This is a genomic window from Cytophagales bacterium (assembly GCA_019456305.1).
In the GTDB taxonomy this organism is placed as follows: Bacteria; Bacteroidota; Bacteroidia; order Cytophagales; family VRUD01; genus VRUD01.
Window position 1 is genome coordinate 1 of record VRUD01000072.1, and the last position, 22,535, is coordinate 22,535.

Annotated in this window: 20 protein-coding genes; 18 read left to right on the top strand and 2 right to left on the bottom strand. The window is 37.0% G+C overall.

Annotated elements, in window-relative coordinates:
- The first annotated feature begins 2 nt into the window (after positions 1–2).
- From FVQ77_13870 to moeB, 8 genes are all read left to right on the top strand, one after another.
- Positions 3–323, top strand: a complete 321-nt coding sequence (locus tag FVQ77_13870; GenBank protein MBW8051398.1) for an ORF6N domain-containing protein — start codon at positions 3–5, stop codon at positions 321–323.
- 57 nt (positions 324–380) lie between these two features.
- Positions 381–947, top strand: coding sequence for an ORF6N domain-containing protein (locus FVQ77_13875; protein ID MBW8051399.1), 567 nt, complete (start codon positions 381–383; stop codon positions 945–947).
- Positions 880–1,629, top strand: a complete 750-nt coding sequence (locus FVQ77_13880) for a thiamine phosphate synthase (protein MBW8051400.1) — start codon at positions 880–882, stop codon at positions 1,627–1,629. The genes FVQ77_13875 and FVQ77_13880 overlap by 68 nt, the downstream gene beginning before the upstream one ends.
- The gene (locus FVQ77_13885) at positions 1,602–2,357 is read left to right on the top strand and encodes a hydroxymethylpyrimidine/phosphomethylpyrimidine kinase (GenBank protein ID MBW8051401.1); all 756 of its coding nucleotides are present in this window, start codon (positions 1,602–1,604) and stop codon (positions 2,355–2,357) included. Before FVQ77_13880 ends, FVQ77_13885 begins: the two co-directional genes overlap by 28 nt.
- A gap of 110 nt (positions 2,358–2,467) precedes the next feature.
- The gene (locus FVQ77_13890) at positions 2,468–3,127 is read left to right on the top strand and encodes a thiamine phosphate synthase (GenBank protein MBW8051402.1); all 660 of its coding nucleotides are present in this window, start codon (positions 2,468–2,470) and stop codon (positions 3,125–3,127) included.
- Between the two features lie 40 nt (positions 3,128–3,167).
- The gene (locus tag FVQ77_13895; protein ID MBW8051403.1) at positions 3,168–3,938 is read left to right on the top strand and encodes a thiazole synthase; all 771 of its coding nucleotides are present in this window, start codon (positions 3,168–3,170) and stop codon (positions 3,936–3,938) included.
- A 243-nt stretch (positions 3,939–4,181) separates the two neighbouring features.
- The gene (gene thiH / locus FVQ77_13900; GenBank protein ID MBW8051404.1) at positions 4,182–5,294 is read left to right on the top strand and encodes a 2-iminoacetate synthase ThiH; all 1,113 of its coding nucleotides are present in this window, start codon (positions 4,182–4,184) and stop codon (positions 5,292–5,294) included.
- Between the two features lie 121 nt (positions 5,295–5,415).
- Entirely contained in the window at positions 5,416–6,594 is a 1,179-nt protein-coding gene (moeB, locus tag FVQ77_13905) for a molybdopterin-synthase adenylyltransferase MoeB (protein ID MBW8051405.1), read from the top strand.
- Between the two features lie 196 nt (positions 6,595–6,790).
- Here moeB and FVQ77_13910 read toward each other — a convergent pair whose 3' ends face one another.
- Entirely contained in the window at positions 6,791–7,528 is a 738-nt protein-coding gene (locus FVQ77_13910) for a hypothetical protein (protein MBW8051406.1), read from the bottom strand.
- Positions 7,529–8,222: 694 nt separating this feature from the next.
- Positions 8,223–8,945 (bottom strand): DUF4197 domain-containing protein, encoded by a 723-nt coding sequence (locus FVQ77_13915; GenBank protein ID MBW8051407.1) that lies wholly within the window; start codon positions 8,943–8,945, stop codon positions 8,223–8,225.
- A gap of 131 nt (positions 8,946–9,076) precedes the next feature.
- Between FVQ77_13915 and murD the strand changes: the two genes are divergently transcribed.
- The 10 genes from murD to FVQ77_13965 form a co-directional block, all read left to right on the top strand.
- Positions 9,077–10,456 (top strand): UDP-N-acetylmuramoyl-L-alanine--D-glutamate ligase, encoded by a 1,380-nt coding sequence (gene murD, locus FVQ77_13920; protein ID MBW8051408.1) that lies wholly within the window; start codon positions 9,077–9,079, stop codon positions 10,454–10,456.
- A gap of 106 nt (positions 10,457–10,562) precedes the next feature.
- Positions 10,563–11,696 (top strand): cell division protein FtsW, encoded by a 1,134-nt coding sequence (locus FVQ77_13925; protein MBW8051409.1) that lies wholly within the window; start codon positions 10,563–10,565, stop codon positions 11,694–11,696.
- Positions 11,697–11,830: 134 nt separating this feature from the next.
- On the top strand, positions 11,831–13,132 hold the full coding sequence (locus FVQ77_13930; protein MBW8051410.1) for a glutamyl-tRNA reductase: 1,302 nt from the start codon (positions 11,831–11,833) through the stop codon (positions 13,130–13,132).
- Positions 13,133–13,362: 230 nt separating this feature from the next.
- Positions 13,363–15,072 (top strand): choice-of-anchor B family protein, encoded by a 1,710-nt coding sequence (locus FVQ77_13935; protein MBW8051411.1) that lies wholly within the window; start codon positions 13,363–13,365, stop codon positions 15,070–15,072.
- Between the two features lie 102 nt (positions 15,073–15,174).
- The gene (locus FVQ77_13940) at positions 15,175–15,576 is read left to right on the top strand and encodes an aminoacyl-tRNA hydrolase (GenBank protein MBW8051412.1); all 402 of its coding nucleotides are present in this window, start codon (positions 15,175–15,177) and stop codon (positions 15,574–15,576) included.
- 81 nt (positions 15,577–15,657) lie between these two features.
- Entirely contained in the window at positions 15,658–16,194 is a 537-nt protein-coding gene (locus tag FVQ77_13945; protein MBW8051413.1) for a hypothetical protein, read from the top strand.
- A 433-nt stretch (positions 16,195–16,627) separates the two neighbouring features.
- Positions 16,628–18,100: a CoA-acylating methylmalonate-semialdehyde dehydrogenase gene (locus tag FVQ77_13950; GenBank protein ID MBW8051414.1), complete on the top strand. Its 1,473-nt coding sequence runs from the start codon at positions 16,628–16,630 to the stop codon at positions 18,098–18,100.
- 80 nt (positions 18,101–18,180) lie between these two features.
- Positions 18,181–20,337, top strand: coding sequence for a T9SS type A sorting domain-containing protein (locus FVQ77_13955; GenBank protein ID MBW8051415.1), 2,157 nt, complete (start codon positions 18,181–18,183; stop codon positions 20,335–20,337).
- 801 nt (positions 20,338–21,138) lie between these two features.
- On the top strand, positions 21,139–21,825 hold the full coding sequence (locus FVQ77_13960) for a hypothetical protein (protein MBW8051416.1): 687 nt from the start codon (positions 21,139–21,141) through the stop codon (positions 21,823–21,825).
- A 14-nt stretch (positions 21,826–21,839) separates the two neighbouring features.
- The coding region (locus tag FVQ77_13965) for a hypothetical protein (GenBank protein MBW8051417.1) at positions 21,840–22,535 on the top strand (696 nt) is incomplete at its 3' end.

Genomic DNA, 22,535 nt, shown 5'->3' on the forward strand with positions numbered 1-22,535 from the left:
CGATCGTTCCAGACGAAGCTATTGCAAGTAAGATATATTTGATCAGAGGGCAAAAAGTGATGTTGGATAGAGATTTGGCTCAATTATATGACGTTGAAACCCGAACATTAATACAAGCTGTAAAACGTAATATTGAACGGTTCCCATCTGATTTTATGTTTCAGTTATCTCAAGATGAATTTAAAATCTTGATATCACAAATTGTGACATCAAGTTGGGGTGGAACAAGAAAACTACCATATGCATTCACCGAACAAGGAGTAGCTATGCTATCAGGAATTTTACATCTGAATATCACAATTTGTGATTTCCAAATAATTTAGTATTGGAAGTGACCAATTTTGTACCTCCAACATTGTTTGTGAGATAAAAATCATTCTATGAACAAAGCCCCGGATAATATTCCTAAAGTACTTGTTCCTAATGAAGTCATTGCAAGTAAGATATATTTGATCAGAGGGCAAAAAGTGATGTTGGATAGAGATTTGGCTCAATTATATAGTGTCGAAACAAAGCAGTTAAAAAGAGCTGTAAAAAGAAATATAGAACGATTTCCTGTGGACTTTATGTTTGAATTTACGAAGGATGAGTTCGAAAATTGGAGGTGCCAATTTGGTACCTCCAATTCAGAAAAAATGGGACTTAGATACCCCCCGTTTGCTTTTACTGAACACGGTGTGTTGATGCTTTCAAGTGTATTAAATAGTAAAAGAGCCGTACAAATGAATATCCAAATAATGAGAATATACACCCGGATGCGTGAAATATTGCTCTCTAATAAAGATTTATTATTAAAAGTAGAGCGATTGGAACAAAAATTTGGATCACACGATAGGGCTATTAACGTTATATTTGAACATTTAAAAAAACTCATCCAACATGAAGAAAAACCCAGAAAACAGATTGGATTTCAAATACCTCAAAAAAAGAGTACTAAGAAAAAATGAGATGAAAATAATCATCATTTCCAGCAAAAATCACATAACCAATGAACATTATGTCATTGAAAAGCTATTTGATAATGGCCTTGAATATTTCCATCTGCGAAAACCTGCATTTTCCAGATCCGAAATGGAGAAGTATATTAACAAGATCCCGGAAGATTATAGAAAAAGGATGATGATACATTCTCATCCTGAACTGATCAATAAATACAACCTGAAAGGAATCCATTTTAACCGGAGAAATCCTTTTGATATTGAATTATTCGATAAAGAAAAAAATAATATCCTGTTCAGCCAATCAGTGCATTCGCTGAAAGAATTTGAAACTGTTATGCCGGAACTTAACTATGTAATTCTCAGCCCGGTTTTCGATAGTTATTCCAAAAAGAGATACAAAAGTAAATTTTCAAAAGAGCAACTTAAAGGGTTTTTATCAAACTATAAGAAGTGTCAGGTGGAAACACTTGACACTACTGTTGAAACGCCTGACTCTGCTGTTGATGTAATAGCGCTCGGAGGAATTGATAAAAATAAAATTGCCGAGGCCTATGAATTAGGTTTTGATGGGATAGCATTATTAGGTACATTATGGAATTATTTTGAAAAAACCAGGGATATTGATAAGATAGTAGAAAAATTTATATCTATAAAGGAGAAATGTCAGCAACACGCCCTTACGTATTAAGTATCGCAGGTTTTGACCCCAGCGGTGGGGCCGGACTCCTGGCTGATATAAAGACCTTTGAAGTCCACAACGTTCATGGCCTGGGTGTTTGTTCAGCATTGACCTTTCAGAATGAGCGGGAATTTTTAGACACTAAATGGATAGATCCTGGCGAGATCCTAATGCAGATTGATGCGTTGTTTAAGCTTTATAGAATTAATTGGGCAAAGATCGGTTTAATTGAGAACCTTGACATTTTAGGCAGGATCATTGATCATTTAAAATCTTACAATTCAGGCATTAACATTATCTGGGATCCAATTTTAAAAGCAACTGCAGGGTTTGTGTTTCACGACAAAATCCCAAAAGAAAAATTGTTTGAAATTTGTAAAAAAATTTACTTAGTAACTCCAAATTTTTCTGAAATAATGGAGCTTCTACCTGGTATAAGGCAGGATGCCAGGGCTAATATTTTAAGCAAGTATTGTAAGGTATTGATAAAAGGGGGACATCGAAAGTTTGGTTTTTCTACAGATATCTTGTATCATGCAAACCATAACGAAGAAATCTTTGAAGCAAAGCGAATTAAAGAGAATACTAAACATGGAACGGGTTGTGTACATTCTTCGGCTTTATTGGCAAATCTTGCAAATGGGAAAATTTTAGCAAGTTCATGTAATGAAGCTAAGTTGTACGTAGAAAAATATATGATGAGCGATTCAGGTATGCTTGGTTATCACAGCGCATAGCGCATGGCGCAAAGCGTCAATCGCCATGTGCTACGCGCTATGCGCCATGCTCTATGTAGTCTGCGTTTCATTTAAATTTTGTTTTTAAAAACAAAATTTTTATCATTAATATGGTCAACACTACCAGGATTATATCAACTTTTCAATACATAACCCACAATATTGATGGCTTTTCACATTCTGAATTGGTGAAACAGGCCTGTAAGGGGGGGGCTGATTGGGTGCAGTTGAGGGTTAAATGGGAAGCTTATAAAGATTGGAAAAAAATTGCGCTTCAGGCAAAAACGGTTTGCAAAAAATATGATGCAAGGTTAATAATAAACGACAACGTGAAGATAGCCAAAGAGATCAATGCTGATGGTGTACATCTGGGCAAACATGATATGGATCCGGTAAAAGCAAGACAAATTTTAGGAGACAATGTTCTTATTGGCGCTACTGCCAACACATTTGAGGATATATTAAGTTTATACAAAGCTAAAGTTGATTACATAGGCCTTGGACCTTACAGGTTTACACTAACAAAAAAGGACTTGTATCACAAATTAGGATTAAAAGGTTATAATGAAATTATGAAAGTATGTGTTCACAATAAAATTGATATTCCAATCATTGCTCTTGGGGGTATAAGGTTAGAAGACGTAGAAAAATTAATAAAAACCGGGATCTATGGCATTGCTGTTTCATCAGCAATAAATAACACAAAAAACAAAGTTGATACAACAAAAGCATTTTTATCAAAACTTGAATGCATAGCGCATAGCGTATAGTATTCAACGCCATGTTCTATGCGCTATGCTCTATGCGCTTATGCAACCACTAAAAATAGCAGACAAAACTTTTAGCTCACGGTTATTGACCGGTACCGGTAAATTTAGCTCCAATGAATTGATGGAAGAAGCTTTATTGGTTTCGGGGTCTGAGCTCGTTACAATAGCGTTAAAACGGGTCGATTTCAGGGATAAAGATGATGATATCATAAAACATCTATCCCATCCACAATTTAATCTTTTGCCCAACACTTCAGGGGTTAGAACTGCCAGGGAAGCCGTTTTTGCCGCAGAATTAGCACGCGAAGCGCTGCAAACCAACTGGATCAAATTAGAAATTCATCCTGATCCTAAATATTTGTTACCCGACCCTATAGAAACACTCAAAGCAGCAGGGGAATTAGTGAAGCTTGGCTTTATAGTATTACCCTATTGCCATGCAGACCCGGTTTTGTGTAAAAGGCTTGAGGAAGCTGGCACAGCAACCGTGATGCCATTGGGGTCTCCAATAGGAAGCAACAGCGGTTTGGAAACGAAGGCGATGCTGGAAATTATCATCAAACAAAGCAATGTACCGGTAGTTATTGATGCAGGTTTAGGCGCTCCGTCACATGCGGCTGAAGCAATGGAAATGGGGGCTCATGCTGTTTTGGTCAATACGGCTATAGCTGTTTCACAAAATCCGGTGGAAATGGCTAAGGCGTTTAAATTAGCCGTGGAAGCAGGGAGAATGGCTTATGAGGCGAAATTAGGAGGTGTTAGTAAAAAGGCAGTGGGTACGAGTCCGCTGACGGAGTTTTTGGAGGGATAGAATAGAACGCAGTTCAATTACAGTAAAAAGAACTACACGAATAAAAGTAAAAAGAATAATTCAGTAATTGAATTTAGATTTTTCATATTCGTGATAAATTTATTCGTGCCTGTCCCGTACCTTTGGTCGGGATAGTTCAATTACAGTAAAAAGAACTACACGAATAAATATAAAAAGAATAATTCAGTGATTGAATTTCGATTTTTAATATTCGTTTTAAATTTATTCGTGTAGTTCAATACAATGACATTCAAAGAAATATTCTACCAATATTCCTGGAGCGAAATAAAAGAAAGCATCTGTTCAAAAACAGCTCAACAGGTAGAATATGCTTTGAGCAATTCCAAAAGAGATATTGAAGATTTCAAAGCCTTAATTTCTCCTGCAGCAGCGCCTTACCTGGAGCAAATGGCTGCTTTAAGCCGTCAATTGACACAAAAACGCTTTGGTAAAACGATTCAAATGTACATCCCCATGTATCTTTCCAATGAATGCCAGAATATCTGCACCTATTGCGGCTTTAGTCTTGACAATCCCATGAAACGTACCACGCTTTCAGATGAAGAAATATTAAAAGAAATAGAAATGATCAAATCCTGGGGGTATGACCATATCCTGTTGGTTTCAGGCGAGGCAAACAAAACAGTGGGAGTAGCATATTTTAAAAATGCCCTAAAGCTAATCCGCCCTTATTTTTCTCACATTTCAATGGAAGTACAGCCGCTTGACCAACAAGATTATGAAGAACTTATTCCTCATGGGTTAAATACCGTGCTTGTTTATCAGGAGACATACCATAAAGAAAATTACAAAAAGCATCACCCAAAAGGCAAAAAATCAAATTTTGATTACCGGCTTGAAACGCCCGACCGGTTAGGCAAAGCCGGTATCCATAAGATAGGATTGGGTATTTTGATAGGGCTGGAAGATTGGCGGACAGATTCATTTTTTACGACATTGCATTTAGAATATCTTGAGAAAACATATTGGAAAACAAAATTTTCTATTTCATTTCCGAGGCTAAGGCCTTATATTGGGGGGCAGCAGCCAAAAGTTGTCATGACTGATAAAGAGTTGGTGCAATTGATAAGCGCCTACAGAATTTTCAATGAAGATGCCGAACTTTCATTATCTACAAGGGAGAGTGCAAATTTCAGGAACAATATCATCGGGTTAGGTATCACCTCTATGAGTGCAGGCTCCAAAACGAACCCAGGGGGTTATACTAATGGACAGCAATCATTGGAGCAGTTTGAAATTTCTGATGAAAGAGCTCCTGCTAAAATTGCTGAAATGATAAAATCAAGAGGATATGAGGTGGTTTGGAAAGATTGGGATGTGGCTTATGATTGTTGATCCCGGGTTACTCCCCCCGAGTGCTCGGGGGGATGATAATCGGGAAAGATTGAATGTTGCTGTTCGTATAAAAAGGATTATAAAGAAAAAATAGAAATAGAAAACAAGCCCAAAATAACAAATGCTCTCCCCAAAAGAACTAAACCGCTATTCCCGCCACATCATCCTCCCCGAAATAGGGCAAAAGGGACAGGAAAAGCTCAAGCAGGCAAAAGTGCTTGTGGTTGGTGCGGGTGGTTTGGGCTGTCCTGTGCTGCAATACTTAACGGCTGCCGGGGTAGGAACCATAGGTATCGTGGATTTTGATAAAGTTGATGAATCAAATCTTCAGAGGCAAATTTTATATGATGTAGAAGATATTGGCAAACAAAAAGCAGAAACAGCCCGGCACAAATTGTCCTTAATGAACCCATATATTAATTTTGAAGTTTACGATACCCGCCTTGACAAAGACAACGCACTGGATATATTCAAAGATTATGAAATAATTGTAGATGGTTCAGATAATTTTCCTACAAGATATTTAGTCAATGATGCATGCGTGATCTTGGATAAGCCGCTGGTTTACGGCTCAATTTCCAGGTTTGAAGGGCAGGTATCTGTCTTTAATTTCATTGCGAGCGAAGCGAAGCAATCCCCCTCTGTTGATATGGGATTTAGGGGGGCTGGCCCAACTTACCGCTGCCTTTTCCCTAAACCACCCAATCCGGAAGATGTCCCCAATTGTGCCGAGGCTGGAGTATTGGGTGTGCTACCTGGCATTATAGGAACGATGCAAGCCAATGAGGTGATCAAAATAATTACAGGCATTGGTGAGCCATTATCCGGAAAGTTGTTTATCTTTGATGCGCTCAGTTTTGAGAACAGAACAATTAATTTTAAAAGAGTTGAGGAAAATTGCGAGATCACAGGGCTCATTGATTATGAGCAGTTTTGTAATTCAAATACCCCATTAATAAAAGGGACTTCAAACAATAATATTATGAAAGAGATCACAGTTTTAGAATTAAAAGAAAAATTAGACAAAAACGAAGATATTACAATCATTGATGTCAGGGAACAATTTGAATATGACATCTGTAATCTTCAAGGAGTATTGATCCCAATGGGCGAACTCATGAACAATACAGATAAAATCCCTAAAGATAAACCAGTAGTCGTCCATTGTCGCACTGGAAGCAGAAGCGCTCAAGCTGTCCAATTCTTAAGCCAAAAATATGATTTTGATAATCTCTATAATCTAAAAGGAGGGATTCATGCCTGGGCAACCGAAATTGATACTGATATGGCTACATATTAGATGTAAGATGTTTGATGAGCAAACATCTTCTATTATTACGCTATCTTTCTTTTATTTTCCGGATCACTGTTATACGTACCTTTATGTCTTTTTCTTGTATCATATCCACGATTTTTTTATCTAATCTTTATCTTAGCCACTCTATATCTGTATTCTATCTTTTACTGTAGCTGTATTTACCACTGAGATAGTGTTATTAGTTTTTTATAGGTAGAGAGATTTTTATATTTTCCATTTCACTACCTGCTTTTTCATTGAGCATGCGTCTAAAAGGACTTACAATATCTTCCGGAGGTACAGATATACCTGTATCTTTCTTTAGTTCTCTGCGAATCATTTTCAGCCCTTGTTCACTTAAAATAACTTTAAGTATATTATGAATGGTTAATACATTCGTTAATTCCAATAATTTATCTAAACTACCCTTTTTAACTTCTTTAAAACTTATCAACTTAAATTTTTCTGCCAATTTAGCAGAGGTATCTTCTAATAGGTTCCATTGTTCAACTAATTTTGTTTGTGGTGGTTTCCCAAAGGAAATATTATATAATTTCCACTCAATTCCATTAGTTAAAATTGCCCAAGCACAACCAATATCTATTGCATAATGAGAAATCTGTTTAAGATTTTTTGGTGAAAGTTTAGTATTTACCCTTTTAAGCTCAATTAATATTTCAGGGATGGGTTTTTTATCTTTCCCTATTTTATCAATATGTATAGCAAAATCACAATGTTCAGTATTCCCAGAACCTTTAACAGCAAATTCTCTGGTTATATGTTTAAAAACATCATATCCCATTAAAGAACCAAACATTCGTTCAACCCTTCTCCTTGTTTCTGCTTCATTGCCATTAGCTTTAAAGCAATCTTGTATCATTTTTTTTGCATTTTGTAATGCACCTTTAAATTGAGGATCAAGTTTTTGTTTTGGCATAACGATAATTTTTAGATGTTTAAAAAATTGTAATGAAAAATTTTAATATTACCAGTCGCCTTTATCATCATCTCTACTCTTTGAGTTAGTTTTTTTTTGACTTTGCTTCATTTTTTCCCTGTCTTTTAACAAAAAATAATAGTAATAGCCCCATGGCAATGGCTACTCCAAAAAGTATAGTTATAGCATATTCATATACAAAATCCATAATTACCTCCTTATTATTTAGCCCTCTTTGATTTCGACTCTTCCTTTTCTTGTCTTTTAAGAAGAAATAATAATATGAATCCTCCGACAAATATTACACCATAAAATATATACATAAAATCCATAATTACCCATTGCTCATTTAGCTTTTTTTGACTTTGCTTCATTTCTTTCTGATATTTTAAGCAAAAGAAATAATATTAGCCCGAAAACAATTAAAAAACCAAAACCAAGTTCGATAGAATATTCATTGAAAAAATCCATAATTACCTCCTTTCATTTAGAAAAATATGTACCAAGAATAAAAAATATAGTAAAAGCTATAAAACCAATTATAAAAATAAATAGATCAAACTTTTCAAAAAAACTACCAAGAATAACGGTTGCAAATGTAACGATAGAAAGATTGAAACATGCTTTACCGATTTCATGTTTTTGATTCTTTGAAAATCTCATAATTTACGCTATCAACTTTAAAACTTAGTTACTAACCCCCAAACACTTTTTTAAGTATCTCGCTAACCCTCGCAGCCGGATCTTTCCTGATCTTCAACTCTTCAGTGGCAATGAGGATAAACAACCCGTCAATACACTTATGGGTAGTGTAATCCTCAATATCGGGATTCATTTTTTCAACTAAGGGGATTTTGTTATAAGCCGTTACAAGCGGATTCCAGTATTGAGTTACCTTTACCTTTTGTATCGCCTTTTGAACGACCGGCTTAAACTTGTCATACAATTGCCCGGATGTATTGGTATTGAGGTAAGTAGTAGCCGCATCGTCTTCGCCTTTTAATATCTTCATACCGTCAGTGATGGTCATATTTGTTACAGCGGTTACAAATATCGGTGCAGCTTCTTTTGCTGCTTCTTCTGCAGCCCTGTTTAACGACATCACAAAATCATCAACTTGCTTATTCATGCCCATGCTTCTGAGCTTTTGTTCCATTTTAGCTGCTTCCGGGGGATACGGGATCTTGATTTCGCTGTTTTTGAAATATCCGTCCATCTTAGATGCTGAAGCTGTGGAGTTATTTGTTCCCACCGTTAATGCCTCCTTTAATCCGCTGATTATTTCATCGTTGGTGAGCGGTTGTTCACCTTTTATAGCTTTTTCTGCAGCGTTCTTAAATTTGTTCAGGTTGATCTGGCCACAGGCACAGATGGTAAAAACTGTGAATAACGATAGTATTGTCAAAAACTTTTTCATAACTTTATTGTTTTAATATTATAAAAATACTTATGCTCTTCAAAAGATAATCTAATAATTACTGTTGCAAATATAATCAATGAAATATTAAATATAGCTATTTTTGCAAAAAAACATTAATCCATTCTTAAGTGCTAAAGAGAACCGTCATATTAGGTGCAGGCGAAAGTGGGGTAGGAGCTGCCCTGCTGGCTAAAGCTAAAGGTTACAACGTATTTGTTTCAGATAATGGTACCATTTCCAAATCATATAAAAAAACCCTCATTGAAAATTCTATAACATTTGAAGAAGAAAAGCATACGGAAGATTTGATCTTAAATGCAGATGAAGTAATAAAAAGTCCCGGAATACCCGATAAAAATCCTGTGATCAGGAAATTGCTCAAAAAAGCTATTCCGGTTATTTCCGAAATTGAATTTGCTGCACGTTTTACCAATGCAAAATTTATTGCAATCACCGGCAGTAACGGTAAAACTACAACTACGCTGTTAATCTATCATTTGTGTAAGCAAGCAGGCCTGAATGTTGGCCTGGCCGGAAATATTGGTAACAGTCTCAGCAGACAGGTTTATAATGATGAAATGTCCCATTATCCATCTTATTATATTGTTGAACTGAGCAGCTTTCAGCTTGATGGCATTCAGGATTTTAAACCTGATATAGCTGTATTATTAAACATAACCCCGGATCATTTAGATCGCTATGAACATAATTTTGATAATTATATCGAATCAAAATTCAGGATCACAAAAAATATGACAGAAGATGATTATTTAATATACTGGGCTGAAGACGATATAATTGCTAAAGAGATATCAGAGAGAACTATAAAACCATTCAAGCTACCGGTTTCACTAAGCGCAGAGCGCATAGCCCCGCCAACTGGCGGGGCAAAGCGTGCAGCGCCATACCCCGCCAGCTGGCGGGGCCATACGCCATACGCTATCAATACAATGGCTGCTATACAGGCAGCAACCCTGGCAGGCGTGGATAAAAGTACGATTGCCAGATCATTGAAAGATTTTAAAAATGCCCCTCATCGTTTGGAGTATGTTGCAACGAAGTATGGAATAAAATTTATTAACGATTCAAAAGCTACCAATGTAGATGCGGTAAGGTATGCTTTGGATAGTTTAGTGGAAAAAGTTGTTTGGATTGCCGGTGGAGTTGATAAAGGAAATGATTATGAACAGTTAAATGATCTTGTTAAAGAAAGAGTCAAGGCAATTGTTTGTCTGGGAAATGGTAATTCAAAAATACATACTGCCTTTAACGGACATATAAAACAGATTGCAGATACAAAAAATATGGAAGAAGCAGTAAATAAAGCATTTAAAATTGCAAAAAAGGGGTTTGTTGTTTTACTTTCGCCTGCTTGTGCAAGCTTTGACCTTTTCGAAAACTATGAAGACAGGGGAGAACAGTTTAAAAGGGCTGTAGCCCGGATTGGTAATCCGGGCAGCAGCAGTGGCAGTGCACAGTCCGCAGTCGGCAGTCGGCAAATTTGCTGACTGCCGAATGCCGACTGCCGGCTGCTGACTGCCGACTTTTTAATCAACTTACGAGTGGCAATATTATTTAATCTGACAAATCATAATAACCTTTTTTATGCAACTAATGACTAACAACCACGCATCAATTAAGCTCTGGATTGATAAAAATTTTAAGGGTGATCCAATAATCTGGTGTATAGCATTTCTCTTGTCAGCTATTAGTATCCTGGTTATATATAGTGCTGCTGCTCCTCTTGCTTATAGATATATGCAAGGTGATACGGGGTATTATTTGTTCAAACATTCTTTGCTCATTGTATTGAGTCTTTTTTTTATGTGGGTGGCACATAAGATTGATTACAGATTTTATTCTAAGATTTCAAAGTTTGCTCTATGGATTTCAGTGCCATTATTGCTCTTTATGCTTTTTCTTGGTGAAACCATTCATGGAGCTACCCGATGGATCACTATTCCTGTTATTAATCAATCATTTCAACCCTCTGATTTTGCCAAGCTGGCTTTAATAGCCAATGTAGCCAGTATACTTTCTAAAAAACAGCAAAATATTGCGGACATTAAGGATTCTATTACTCCTGTATTATTATGGTGTGGTATTATCTGTACTTTAATCGGCTTAACTGACATTTCTTCTGCGATCTTACTGTTTGCTACATGTATGCTGTTAATGTTTATAGGCAGAGTACCTGTAAAGTATTTATTGATGCTGTGTTTAATTGGAGTAATAGTCGGAGGTATTGTATTGGGTGCAGGACAAAGAAAGGAAACGGCTATAAACAGGATCAGGCATTTTATTAATTCAAAAGAAATACCGTTTCAGGCTCAGCAATCTTATATTGCCATAGCAAGAGGCAGGAATCCGGCCGGGCCTGGCAATAGTACGCAGAGAAACTTTCTCCCCCAACCTTACAGCGATTTTGTCTATGCGATCATTATTGAAGAGTACGGGCTGATTGGCGGAGCGCTGGTTATCTTTTTATATCTGGCGTTGCTTTACCGGGGTATGGTTGCTGTCGCAAAAAGCGGAAGAGCATTTGGGGGATTGCTTTCGGCAGGTTTGAGCTTTAGTATCGTAGTGCAGGCGATGATCAATATGGGGGTGGTGGTGGGTTTAGGCCCGATTTCAGGAATTACACTGCCCATGTTGAGTATGGGAGGGAATTCACTCATATTCACAGGTATTACGCTTGGAATCATATTGAGCGTTAGTAGAGGTGAGATTGAGGAAATTGGTAGTTGACCCAGAGTGCTCCCCCCCCCCCGAGTTATTCGGGGGGACAGGCGAGCTCATTTTTATTAACTGATAACTATCAATTATTTATATGATTACTATCAGTTGTTTTTATCCTTTTATTTTGGTAATTTTGTGCCATTATGATCCAAAACTTCAAGGCAATTAGTTTATCCTATTCAAACGCTCCGATCACTGTGCGGGAGCTATTCGCTTTACAGGAGGATTCCGTTAAGCATTTGTTGAATTATTTGAGAGATTGTATAGCTGTTTCAGAGTTATTAATACTTTATACCTGTAATCGTACAGAAGTTTATTATTCTTCTGACACTGATCATAGTGATACCATAATTAAGGTCTTAGCCGGTCATAAAGGTATCTCTGAAGTTAAAAATTACCTGCCTTATTTCAAAATAATTAATGATCCTTTCAAAGCCGTAAGACATTTATTTAACGTAGCGCTAGGGCTTGAAGCACAGGTTACGGGTGAAGTGCAAGTGACCAACCAGGTAAAACAAGCTTATCAATTGTCTGCTGATATGGATTTGGCAGGACCTTTTCTGCACCGCTTAATGCATTCCATTTTTTATACCAATAAACGTGTGGTGCAGGAAACCCAATTTAGAGACGGGGCTGCGTCAATATCTTATGTTGCAGTTGAACTCATAGAAGAACTAACGGCTAAGCTTAAAGATCCCAAAATACTGGTGGCAGGAATTGGAGTGATCGGAGCTGATCTTTGCAGAAACCTGGCCAAAACGGATTTTACCGGTATAACTATCACCAACCGTACAATTTCAAAAGCCCGGGATCTTGCTGATGAGTGTGATGCCTGTCTGCAGAAGCTTCAGCACAGGCAGATGGATGTTATTCCTTTTGAACAGGTGTGGGATGCAATTAAACAATCGGATGTCGTGATTTCTTCAGTTGATACAGGATCATTCATTACAAAAGAATTTATTAATAGCTTTGATATAAACTCTCATAAATATCTTATCGATCTGTCAGTGCCGAGAAGTATAGAACCTGATGTTGAAGGTATCCCGGGAGTACTGCTTTACAATCTTGATGATCTGAAGGAGAAAGCAAATAGGGCAATGAAAAAGAGGATCAAGGCAATACCCTTAGTACAAGAAATTATAAGTCAGTCTATCTCTGATCTTGTTGAGTGGAATGAAGAAATGAAGGTTTCCCCTACCATTCATAAACTTAAAAGTGCACTTGAACAGATCCGCAAGGAGGAGATTATAAAGTATATAAAGCATCTTGATAAAGATGAAGTCAAAAGGGTAGAAGAGATCACAAAAAATATGATGCAGAAAATCATCAAATTCCCTGTCTTACAGCTTAAAGCAGCATGCAAACGCGGAGAAGCTGAAACCTTGATTGATATGATAAATGAGCTGTTTGATCTTGAAAAGGAAAAAAGCAGGCTGTCACCTTAGTACTTAATTTCATAAATTCATATATTTATCTTCGAGCCTAAAATTATCGGGTGGAAACACCCGACAACACAGGGTGGGGGCAGGTGTTTCCACCTGCCCCTCATGTTTAAATCATAGTTATTTATGCAACTAAGTACTAGTCCTACGAATTACGAATAACCGAATTACGAATTCGTAATTCGTAGGAATTATGTTGAGTTCTTTACCAAAAACCTCAAAGATAAATAAAGGTGAAAAATTTATTTCCCGGATACTTTAGCGTTCAAGCTCTTTTTTTATTCTGTGTAATCTTTTTAAATCTGTGTAATCTGTGTTTCACATCTGCTCAAATCAGCCAAAATGTAACCTTGTTCGGAACTTTAAACCCGGAACCGATTCATTATGCAGGTTGCTGGGGCTACACCTCACCTGATAGTAGTGAGTATGCATTGATTGGGGCTTATTCAGGTACTTCTATCATATCCATTGATGACTCAACCAATATACTTCAAGTAGATTTTATTACCGGCCCTGTTTCAAACTGGCGTGAAATCACCGTTATTGGCGATCATGCTTTTGTAGTCACCGAGGGTGCGGGAACAGGTGAAGGGTTGCAGGTTATTGATTTGAGTTCTTTGCCTGATAGTGCGAGCTTAGTGACAACTTATAGTGCAACATTTACAAGAGCTCATATTATTTCAAAAGATATTTATTTTGATTCAAATTACGTTTATGTAAGTGGAACCACTATTACGGGAGGAGTCCACATTATTGATGTTTCTAATCCGGTTAACCCTGTTGAAGTTGGCCTCTATGCACCTCCTTTCTATATACACGATGCACACGTAAGAGGAAACAGGCTTTATGCTTCAGCTTTTTCTAATTCTACAACAGACATTGTTGACATTTCAGATAAAACAAATCCCACATTAATAGCCCAGATCATCCATCCATATCCTAACATTCATAGCTGTTGGACCACTAAAAACGAAAAGTATCTTTTTGTTACCTATGAACAAGATGGTTTGTATGCAAGAATATTTAATATTGAAGACCTCAACGATATTTATGAAGTAGCTCAATATTCAGGTAATCTGCTAAGCCTGGTCCATAATCCGTATATTTTGGGTGATTATGCTTTTATATCTCACAATACTGAAGGGTTGAGGGTAGTTGATATAACCGATCCTGAAATCCCGGTAGAAGTCGGGTACTATGACACTGATACGGGAGCAAGCGGAGGTTTTAAAGGTTTATGGTCAGCCTATCCGTATTTCCCTTCGGGAAAAATTATTGGAGCAAATCGTAGTGACGGCCTGTATATTATGCAGTTCAACAATACCAAAGCGGGAAGAATTTACGGAACCGTTTCTGATTCCCTTACCGGGAACCCCATTTTGTCAGCTCAAATAACAATTACAGAAACAGGCAAAAGTGTTTATTCAGATTCGCTTGGCATTTTTAAATTAGGAGTCCTTGCAAGTGATTCCAATGGATATACACTCAGTATTTCTGCTGTAAATTATCAAACAACACTGCTCAATAATATCATACTCAACCAGGGAGATAGCCTCTGGCTTGCTATCAAACTTATTGATACTTCTGTAACTTCTATCGAATATGAAAACTTACATGCATCAAATGGAGTTATCATTTTTCAGAATTATCCTAATCCTTTTCATGAAACTACCACCATAGTGGGAGGCTCTCCTTTTGGGGAGGACGATGTCCAGTGGACATCGGGCCAGCATTCGGGAGGTAGGGGGGCTTGGAGACAGGGGGGGTCCCCTTTCGATTTCACGCTTTATGACCTATTAGGTAGAATAGTTAAGAAAGCGGAATATATTTATAGTCAAAAGTTGATATTAAGCAGACAAGGGTTAAGGGATGGTATTTATTTCTACTCAATTAAAAATAATCAAAAACAAGTAATTGGAAGAGGTAAGTTAGTTGTAAAATAGTACCGATACCTGGGGTAGGCATTTATTATGACGGGGCTTGATTTAATTGTGTTTTTTAATTTAGATTTTTAGGTATATTCGTATCAGTATAAATATGACAGAATGCATGAGTTATCTAATTTTGAATACGAGTTTGTCTTCCAAACCAGCAGAAGTGGTGGAAAAGGAGGACAAAATGTAAATAAGGTTGAGACTAAAGTTGCGCTGCACTTTGATTTGAAAAATTCAGCGCTACTAACTGGTGAGCAGAAAGAAATTATACAGAAAAAATTGGTAAACAGGATCAATAAAGAAGGGGTCTTAATTATTACATCAGGTTCTCAGCGAACACAGCTTGCCAATAAGAAAAAGGTTATTGAAAGATTTTACAGCCTGATAGAAGAAAGTTTAAAAGAGAAGAAACCGAGAAAACCGACCAAGCCTACTTATGCTTCTAAAGTTAAAAGATTAAAAGAAAAGAAGATGAGATCGGAGAAGAAGGTGTTGAGGAAGAAAATAAATTGAACTATTGTTCTATTGTTCTATTGTTCTATTGTTTCCTTGTTATATGGCTTATAAGGTTGTTGCCAGCAATGCAAAAAGAATATGACAAAAATAAATATCATCTATTTAATACTACTGACTCTACAGATACAAGCACAACACATAAAACTCGACTATGAGCCAACAGGACAAATTATTAAACTGAATCTCGACAGCTTGACAATTTATACAGATACTACATCAGTTTTTTCAATAATGATGGAATATTATGAAGATCCTAACTATACTGCAAGGACAAGGAATTTAATTATAAATAAAATTAAAGAAAGTGGGCATGATACTATTTTTTTTACTGGGAACAATATTCCATTTAACGACACCATTGATAATAAATGGCAACCAGCTTGGTATGTTTACCATATAATAATCCTCTTGATTGAAAAGAACAAGTTGAAAATATTTGATAAAGCAAATAGACAGGTTAATACAATCAAAACAAAAAGAATTAGGAAAAAAAGAAAAGGAATCTTCATAAGAGCTGAAGTTAGCAAAGCATACATTAACAAAGACACGAATGAAAAACTTTTTAGTAGAAGTTTAAAGGTTCGCAGAATTACTTTTTCACCTCGATGGAATTAATCCATTTAAAAATACTAAGAATATTGGGGTGATAAATTCAAAAAGTGTAACCAGCCATACTTTAGGATCGCGAAGCTTTGCCCAAACTATGAAGGCAAGAAGTGAATAAATAACAATTCTCATTTTTGACTTGGGAAACTGAAAAAAATAGCACTGCTGGCAACTTTGTATATAGCAGAGCGGGCAGGAAGTGGTAGATTGAAAAGTCATAGCTTTCTGCTACCTTTATCGTAGTGGGACAGGAACGAAGGTATAAAAGACCGCCCTGCTATATGCTTGGTTGTTAGGAACTGCTAACTTTTCTGTTAAAAGGTCAATGGGACAATGGGGCAATAGGACAATGAGTCAATTGGACTCTTCACTTTCCCTTTAAAATTTTGTTTCAATACTGAAAAAATAATAACTTTGCAATTACTAAATCACTAATTATATCATGGAAGTACTTGAATTAAAATACCCCGAAGTTAAAAATTACATTGGAGGTGCATTCAAGCCTAATGGTACCCACCAATTCTTAGACATCTACTGTCCCATTGACGGTGAGATAATCTCTAAGGTTCCTCTGTCCGGTAAGGAGGATCTGGATGAAGCTGTATTAGCGGCTAAGAAAGCATTTCCCGGTTGGTCTCAAACACCCATCAAAGAAAGAGCGCAGGTAATGTTCCGTTATAAAGCCCTTATTGAAAAGCATTTGGAAGAATTGGCCACGCTTGTCCATGAAGAGAACGGAAAAACTATGGATGAAGCCAGGGCCTCGGTAGAAAAGGCAATAGAATTAGTAGAATTTGCCTGTTCGCTGCCCCAGCTTGTCCAGGGAGAAATATTGGAAGTAAGCAAGGGTGTGGAATGCCGCATTGACCGTTACCCGGTTGGGATCGTTGCATCTATTAGTCCGTTCAATTTCCCGTTTATGGTACCCAACTGGACCCTGCCCAATGCCATCACATTAGGTAATTGTATGATCTTAAAACCTTCTGAACAGGTTCCTTTAGGAGCCGCCAAAATCGCAGCGCTTTTGAAGGAAGCCGGCTTGCCTGATGGTGTGTTTAATGTTGTAAACGGCAGCAAAGAGATCGTAGAAGCTATTTGTGACCATCCTGGTATTGAGGCCGTCTCCTTTGTTGGTTCCACCAAAATAGCTAAGATCGTTTATGGTAGGGCAACCGCTAACTTCAAACGGGCGCTTTGTTTGGGAGGCGCTAAAAATCACTTGTTGGTTTTACCGGATGCTCATGTGGAGATGACTGCTTCTAATGTTATCGCTTCCATGTCGGGCTGTGCAGGACAAAGATGCATGGCAGCCGCTGCTATGGTAGCCGTTGGCCCCGTTGACCATATTATTGAAAAAATGTGTGAGGAAGCCAAAAAGATCATACCCGGAGAAAATCTCGGGCCGATCATTTCAAAAGAATCAAAAGAAAAAATAATAGATCGCATCACCGAAGCAGAAAGAGCGGGTGCAAAGATCCTGGTGGATGGACGTAATTGTACCGTTAAAGGAAAGGAAAATGGTTTTTATCTCGGCCCGACAATAATAGATCACGTCAAACCCGAAATGCAAATTGCCCGGGAAGAAGTTTTTGGCCCTGTGATAGTTATTATGCGGGCAGCGGATATTGATGAGGCATTAACAATTGAAAATAATAATCCCTACGGTAATGCCGCTTCTATATTCACCCAAAGCGGGAGTTTTGCGCGCTATGTGTCAGAAAAAGCAAGCGCGGGCATGATAGGTGTAAATATTGGCGTGCCGGTCCCCCGTGAACCCTTTTCTTTTGGCGGGTGGAATAATTCCAAATTTGGTGTAGGCGATATTACAGGCAAAAGCTCCATCGAGTTCTGGACCAAACCTAAAAAGACCACCATTAAATGGAATCCTGATGCGAAGGTGAATTGGATGAGCTGAAATCAGTAGGCAATAGACAATAGGCAGTAGGCAAAAGAGGCAATAATTTGTGAATAGTAGAAACCTTAACATTATTTCCTATGAAAAAATTACTAACAGCTTCGTTAATATTGCTCAGTATTAGTTCATATTGTCAAATATCATTTTCAGATTCGACAAACTTACTTACGCTTCAAAATCACAGAAGCTCTTTTATTCATGTTGGCGTAGTTGATATGAACAATGATTTTCTTGATGACATAATCAGGCTTCGGAACGACAATTATTTGAGTATTGAATACCAAAATCCGGATGGAAGTTTTACTAATTACGGGTTAGGTATTGTTACAAACATAAATACTTATTCATTTTGTGTAAGCGATGTAGATAAAAATGGTTTTAATGATATTTTATTAGGTGCACAAGATAGCACAATGCTTTTTTATGCTGATTCAACAGGAATATCTTACAACAAAATATTCTTGCCCGGAAGTTTTTATGATCAGTCCGCAAATTTTATGGATATTGATAATGACGGTTGGATAGAACTTTTTATTTGTAATGATGATTCATCAAACTACCTTTATGAAAATGATGGAAGCGGCAATTTTTCCATAGACACAATTACATCCATTCTTGGGCCATATTCAGGTAACTATGGTAGTGTATGGTCGGATTATGATAATGATGGTGATGCGGATGTATATGTATCCAAGTGCAAAGCTGCAGCAACTTCACCAACTGACCCCCGGAGGGTTAACCGGCTGTACAGGAATGATGGAAGCGGTATTTTTACAGAGGTAGGCGCTACAGCAGGTGTGGATGATGGCGGCCAGTCCTGGGCGGCTGATTTTGGAGACATTGATAATGATGGGGATTTTGATCTTTTTGTTATCGATATGTTCGAGTCGAACAAACTTTATGAGAATTTGGGAAGTGGATCATTTGCTGATATAACTTCTACTTGTGGTATTGATACTCTTGATTACTTTCAGTGCAGATTTTCTGACTTTGATAACGATGGTTATATTGACCTGATTTTAGGAAAATTTACTGGTAATAATGTCGGCAGGGTATATAAAAATAACGGCAATAAAACCTTTTCCTATATACCCGGGGCCTTACCTGACACATTATTTGACCCTGTTAAATCGTTTGCTATTGGTGATTTAAACCAGGATGGTTTTTTAGATTTATTAGCAATTATTGGAAATAATAGAAATGACCGGCTTTTAATTAATAATGGGAATTCCAATAATTATGTAATGTTTAACCTAATAGGAACTACAAGCAATGTTAACGCAATAGGTACACGGCTTGAATTGTATGGGCCATGGGGCATACAAGTCAGAGAAGTTAGGTCCGGGGAAGGATATGGGGTCATGAACTCATTTACCCAACATTTTGGTATCGGTTCAGATACAATGATTGACTCACTTATAATAAAATGGCCATCAGGCTTGATTCAAAAACTAACAAATCTTTCCTCGAATCAATTGTATATTATTTTAGAAGGTGTTGATTGTAATTTATCTTTATCTGATTCTGTTAGTAATGTAACTTGCTATGGTGGCAAGGATGGTACAATTGACTTAACTGTTTCGGGAGGTGCCATACCGTATCTTTTTTCATGGTCAAATGGAGACACGACTGAGGATATATCAGCAGTATTTTCAGGAACCTATAATGTAATAGTAACTGATTCAAACGACTGTAAAGTAACTAATTCTGTAATAGTCAGTGAACCGTCTGCAATAATTATGTCAACAAATTCACTTGCTGATACGGCCGGTACAGGTGTAGGTATCGCTTGGGTTACTGTATCGGGTGAAACACCACCCTATTCCTATCAATGGACAGACTCTGCCTTGCAGACAAATGATACTGCTTACAATTTAACATCAGGAACGTATGATGTAATAGTAACTGACAGCAATGGTTGTAATGATACGGCAAATGTTACTGTTGGAGATTTTACCGGTAAACCTGGTTATTTCCTCAGCGAAAGCATAAAAATATACCCTAATCCCAATGAAGGTAAATTCAATTTAGAATTTAATCTGTTAAAAATGAATGTGATAAAAATTAAGATTTTTAATTCATTGGGGCAGGTAATTTATTATAAAAATATTGAAAATCATATTGGCACATTCGATGAAAAAATTAATCTAAACAAATATCCTACAGGAATTTATTTACTTCATCTTCAAATTGACAATAATTTAATTACAAGAAAAATAGTGATACTTGAAAAATAATTAAGATGTGCATAATGCATTTTTTCCAGTTCTATGAGAAACCATATAGAAGAACCTATTTAGTCCCATCAGAGTCTCTCGTAATTGTCAAATTCAAACATACTACTATCCTGAAAATGGAACTCTGATGGGAGGGGAATAGTATTTAATTTGTTGTGTAATTAATGGGCATCAGAGTCCCCTTTTTATGATTTTGGTATGCCTGCCTGCCAAGTGTTAGCTTTTCGCTAGTCAGGCAGGTATGAAGTTTGTATTGGCGGGAGACTCTGATGGAACTGAAAAATCTCTAAATCCCTAAATCCCACAAAAACAGTAAGCAGCAGGCAATTGACAGCAGGCAATATTGTCAACTGTCAATTGCCTACTGCCTATTTCTTTTGTGGGGTTTTGCCTGCCCGCCAAAGGCCTACCTGCCCGCCAAAGGCCTACCTGCCCGCCAAAGGCTTATGGCAGGCGGGTGGCAGGCGGGTATTTTAGTGGCATTTATTTCAAATTTCATTGGTTTTTAAAAGCCTCCCCGTAATAAATTCAAATCATTATTATTGACAACAAATATCCCCCAAGCTCTTATTGTTGGGCGTCTCTAAAAACTACACCATACATTCCCCTCTATCAAGAGGGGCAAGGGGTGTGTTTTAAAAAATATGTAGTTTTTAGAGATGCCCTGTCTATAATTACGTAAGTAGAATTACATATTTTTAAAAAAAATTAGACGAAAATGAGCATGTGTCGTTATTAATGTTAAAAAGCGGACTGAAACTTGAACATTGTCATAAGGTCAATTATATAATTTAAAAATATATGAAAGGGTTATTATACATATCATTTGCCTTTCTTCTTTCAGGGCCGGTTAACTACGAAAAGGTATTCCATTCCGAATATGATAATGCCGTATCATTCATCAAACAAAACCATGAAGGATTTAATAAGATCCTTAAAACAGATGCAGACAAAAAGAACCTTATGATATCAATAATATTTCCCGAGCTGATACGATATTCACTTTTCAAAGACTTTTTTGAAACCAAATCCCTTGAGCTTGGTTATGTGCAATATGGAGCAAAGTTGGTTGATTTCTCTATCGGAAGGTTCCAGATGAAACCATCATTTGTGGAAGCGCTTGAAGAAGATGTTAAATATTCTGAAAATCTTATGAATAAATATTGTGAGATAACAGCATACAAAGATGAAACGATCACAGGTATCAGGAAAGAACGGATAGAAAGATTAAGCTCACTTGATTGGCAACTGATATACCTTGAATGTTTTTATGATATTATCTCAGAAAAATTCAAAGATATTAAATGGCAGGATGATGTTGAGAAGCTAAAGTTTTATGCTACTGCCTACAACCATAATTTTTGCGCATCAAAGCAAGAGATAGAGAAATGGATAAATGCAAAGACATTTCCTTATGGGGCAAGTTATGAAGGTGAGCAGTATTCATACAGCGATATATCAGTTTATTTCTATAATAACCATTTTTAAAAAAGGAGGGAACCATGAAAACTAAAATTATCAACCAAATCAAGGGCATAGCTGCCAATACGGTCTTGGCGGTTCTCATTGCAGGATGCACAGCACCGGAAGAACAGCCCGAAGAGAAAAAGCTTATAGTTGAAACGTTACCCGCTATTCAACCACCTTTTGCGGAGCTTATTCCTGCATTTAATGAATATGCTGTTGATGCCACAAAAGGCGATACCATTGTAATAACTTCCGGCACAAGGATTATCATTCCACCCAATGCGATGGTTGATGATTCGGGTAATGTTGTAACAGGCAAGGCAAAAATAAAATATCGCGAATATCATGACGCGCTGGATATCTTCCTCTCAGGCATTCCAATGGAATACACAGAAAATGGACAAAAAGAGTATTTTCAAACAGCGGGAATGTTTGAAATCATTGCAGAACAAAATGCCAAAGAGCTTAAAATAGCAGAAAGCAAAACCATAAAGGTTGAATTTGCCTCCTTTCAGCCCGGTGATGAATACAATTTTTACTTCTTCAATAAAAATAAGAAGAAATGGGAATATGAGAATAATATCAAACCAAAGGAAAATCCAAAAAGAGCATTAATCAAAAAGGAAATCCGGAAGCTGCGTCCTAAGTTTAAAATTCCTTTTGATGATAGTCACTTCGTATTCGATTATACTTCCTTGTTGGATGTAGATTTAAATAATGAAAATTTCTCA

Coding starts and splice junctions, on each gene's coding strand:
- FVQ77_13940 (MBW8051412.1), top strand. CDS start 15,175: ATGCATGAGTTATCTAATTTTGAATACGAGTTTGTCTTCCAAACCAGC.
- FVQ77_13950 (MBW8051414.1), top strand. CDS start 16,628: ATGGAAGTACTTGAATTAAAATACCCCGAAGTTAAAAATTACATTGGA.
- FVQ77_13875 (MBW8051399.1), top strand. CDS start 381: ATGAACAAAGCCCCGGATAATATTCCTAAAGTACTTGTTCCTAATGAA.
- FVQ77_13885 (MBW8051401.1), top strand. CDS start 1,602: ATGTCAGCAACACGCCCTTACGTATTAAGTATCGCAGGTTTTGACCCC.
- moeB (MBW8051405.1), top strand. CDS start 5,416: ATGCTCTCCCCAAAAGAACTAAACCGCTATTCCCGCCACATCATCCTC.
- FVQ77_13880 (MBW8051400.1), top strand. CDS start 880: ATGAAGAAAAACCCAGAAAACAGATTGGATTTCAAATACCTCAAAAAA.
- FVQ77_13915 (MBW8051407.1), bottom strand. CDS start 8,945: ATGAAAAAGTTTTTGACAATACTATCGTTATTCACAGTTTTTACCATC.
- FVQ77_13890 (MBW8051402.1), top strand. CDS start 2,468: ATGGTCAACACTACCAGGATTATATCAACTTTTCAATACATAACCCAC.
- FVQ77_13930 (MBW8051410.1), top strand. CDS start 11,831: ATGATCCAAAACTTCAAGGCAATTAGTTTATCCTATTCAAACGCTCCG.
- FVQ77_13910 (MBW8051406.1), bottom strand. CDS start 7,528: ATGCCAAAACAAAAACTTGATCCTCAATTTAAAGGTGCATTACAAAAT.
- FVQ77_13895 (MBW8051403.1), top strand. CDS start 3,168: ATGCAACCACTAAAAATAGCAGACAAAACTTTTAGCTCACGGTTATTG.
- FVQ77_13925 (MBW8051409.1), top strand. CDS start 10,563: ATGACTAACAACCACGCATCAATTAAGCTCTGGATTGATAAAAATTTT.
- FVQ77_13955 (MBW8051415.1), top strand. CDS start 18,181: ATGAAAAAATTACTAACAGCTTCGTTAATATTGCTCAGTATTAGTTCA.
- FVQ77_13960 (MBW8051416.1), top strand. CDS start 21,139: ATGAAAGGGTTATTATACATATCATTTGCCTTTCTTCTTTCAGGGCCG.
- thiH (MBW8051404.1), top strand. CDS start 4,182: ATGACATTCAAAGAAATATTCTACCAATATTCCTGGAGCGAAATAAAA.
- FVQ77_13945 (MBW8051413.1), top strand. CDS start 15,658: ATGACAAAAATAAATATCATCTATTTAATACTACTGACTCTACAGATA.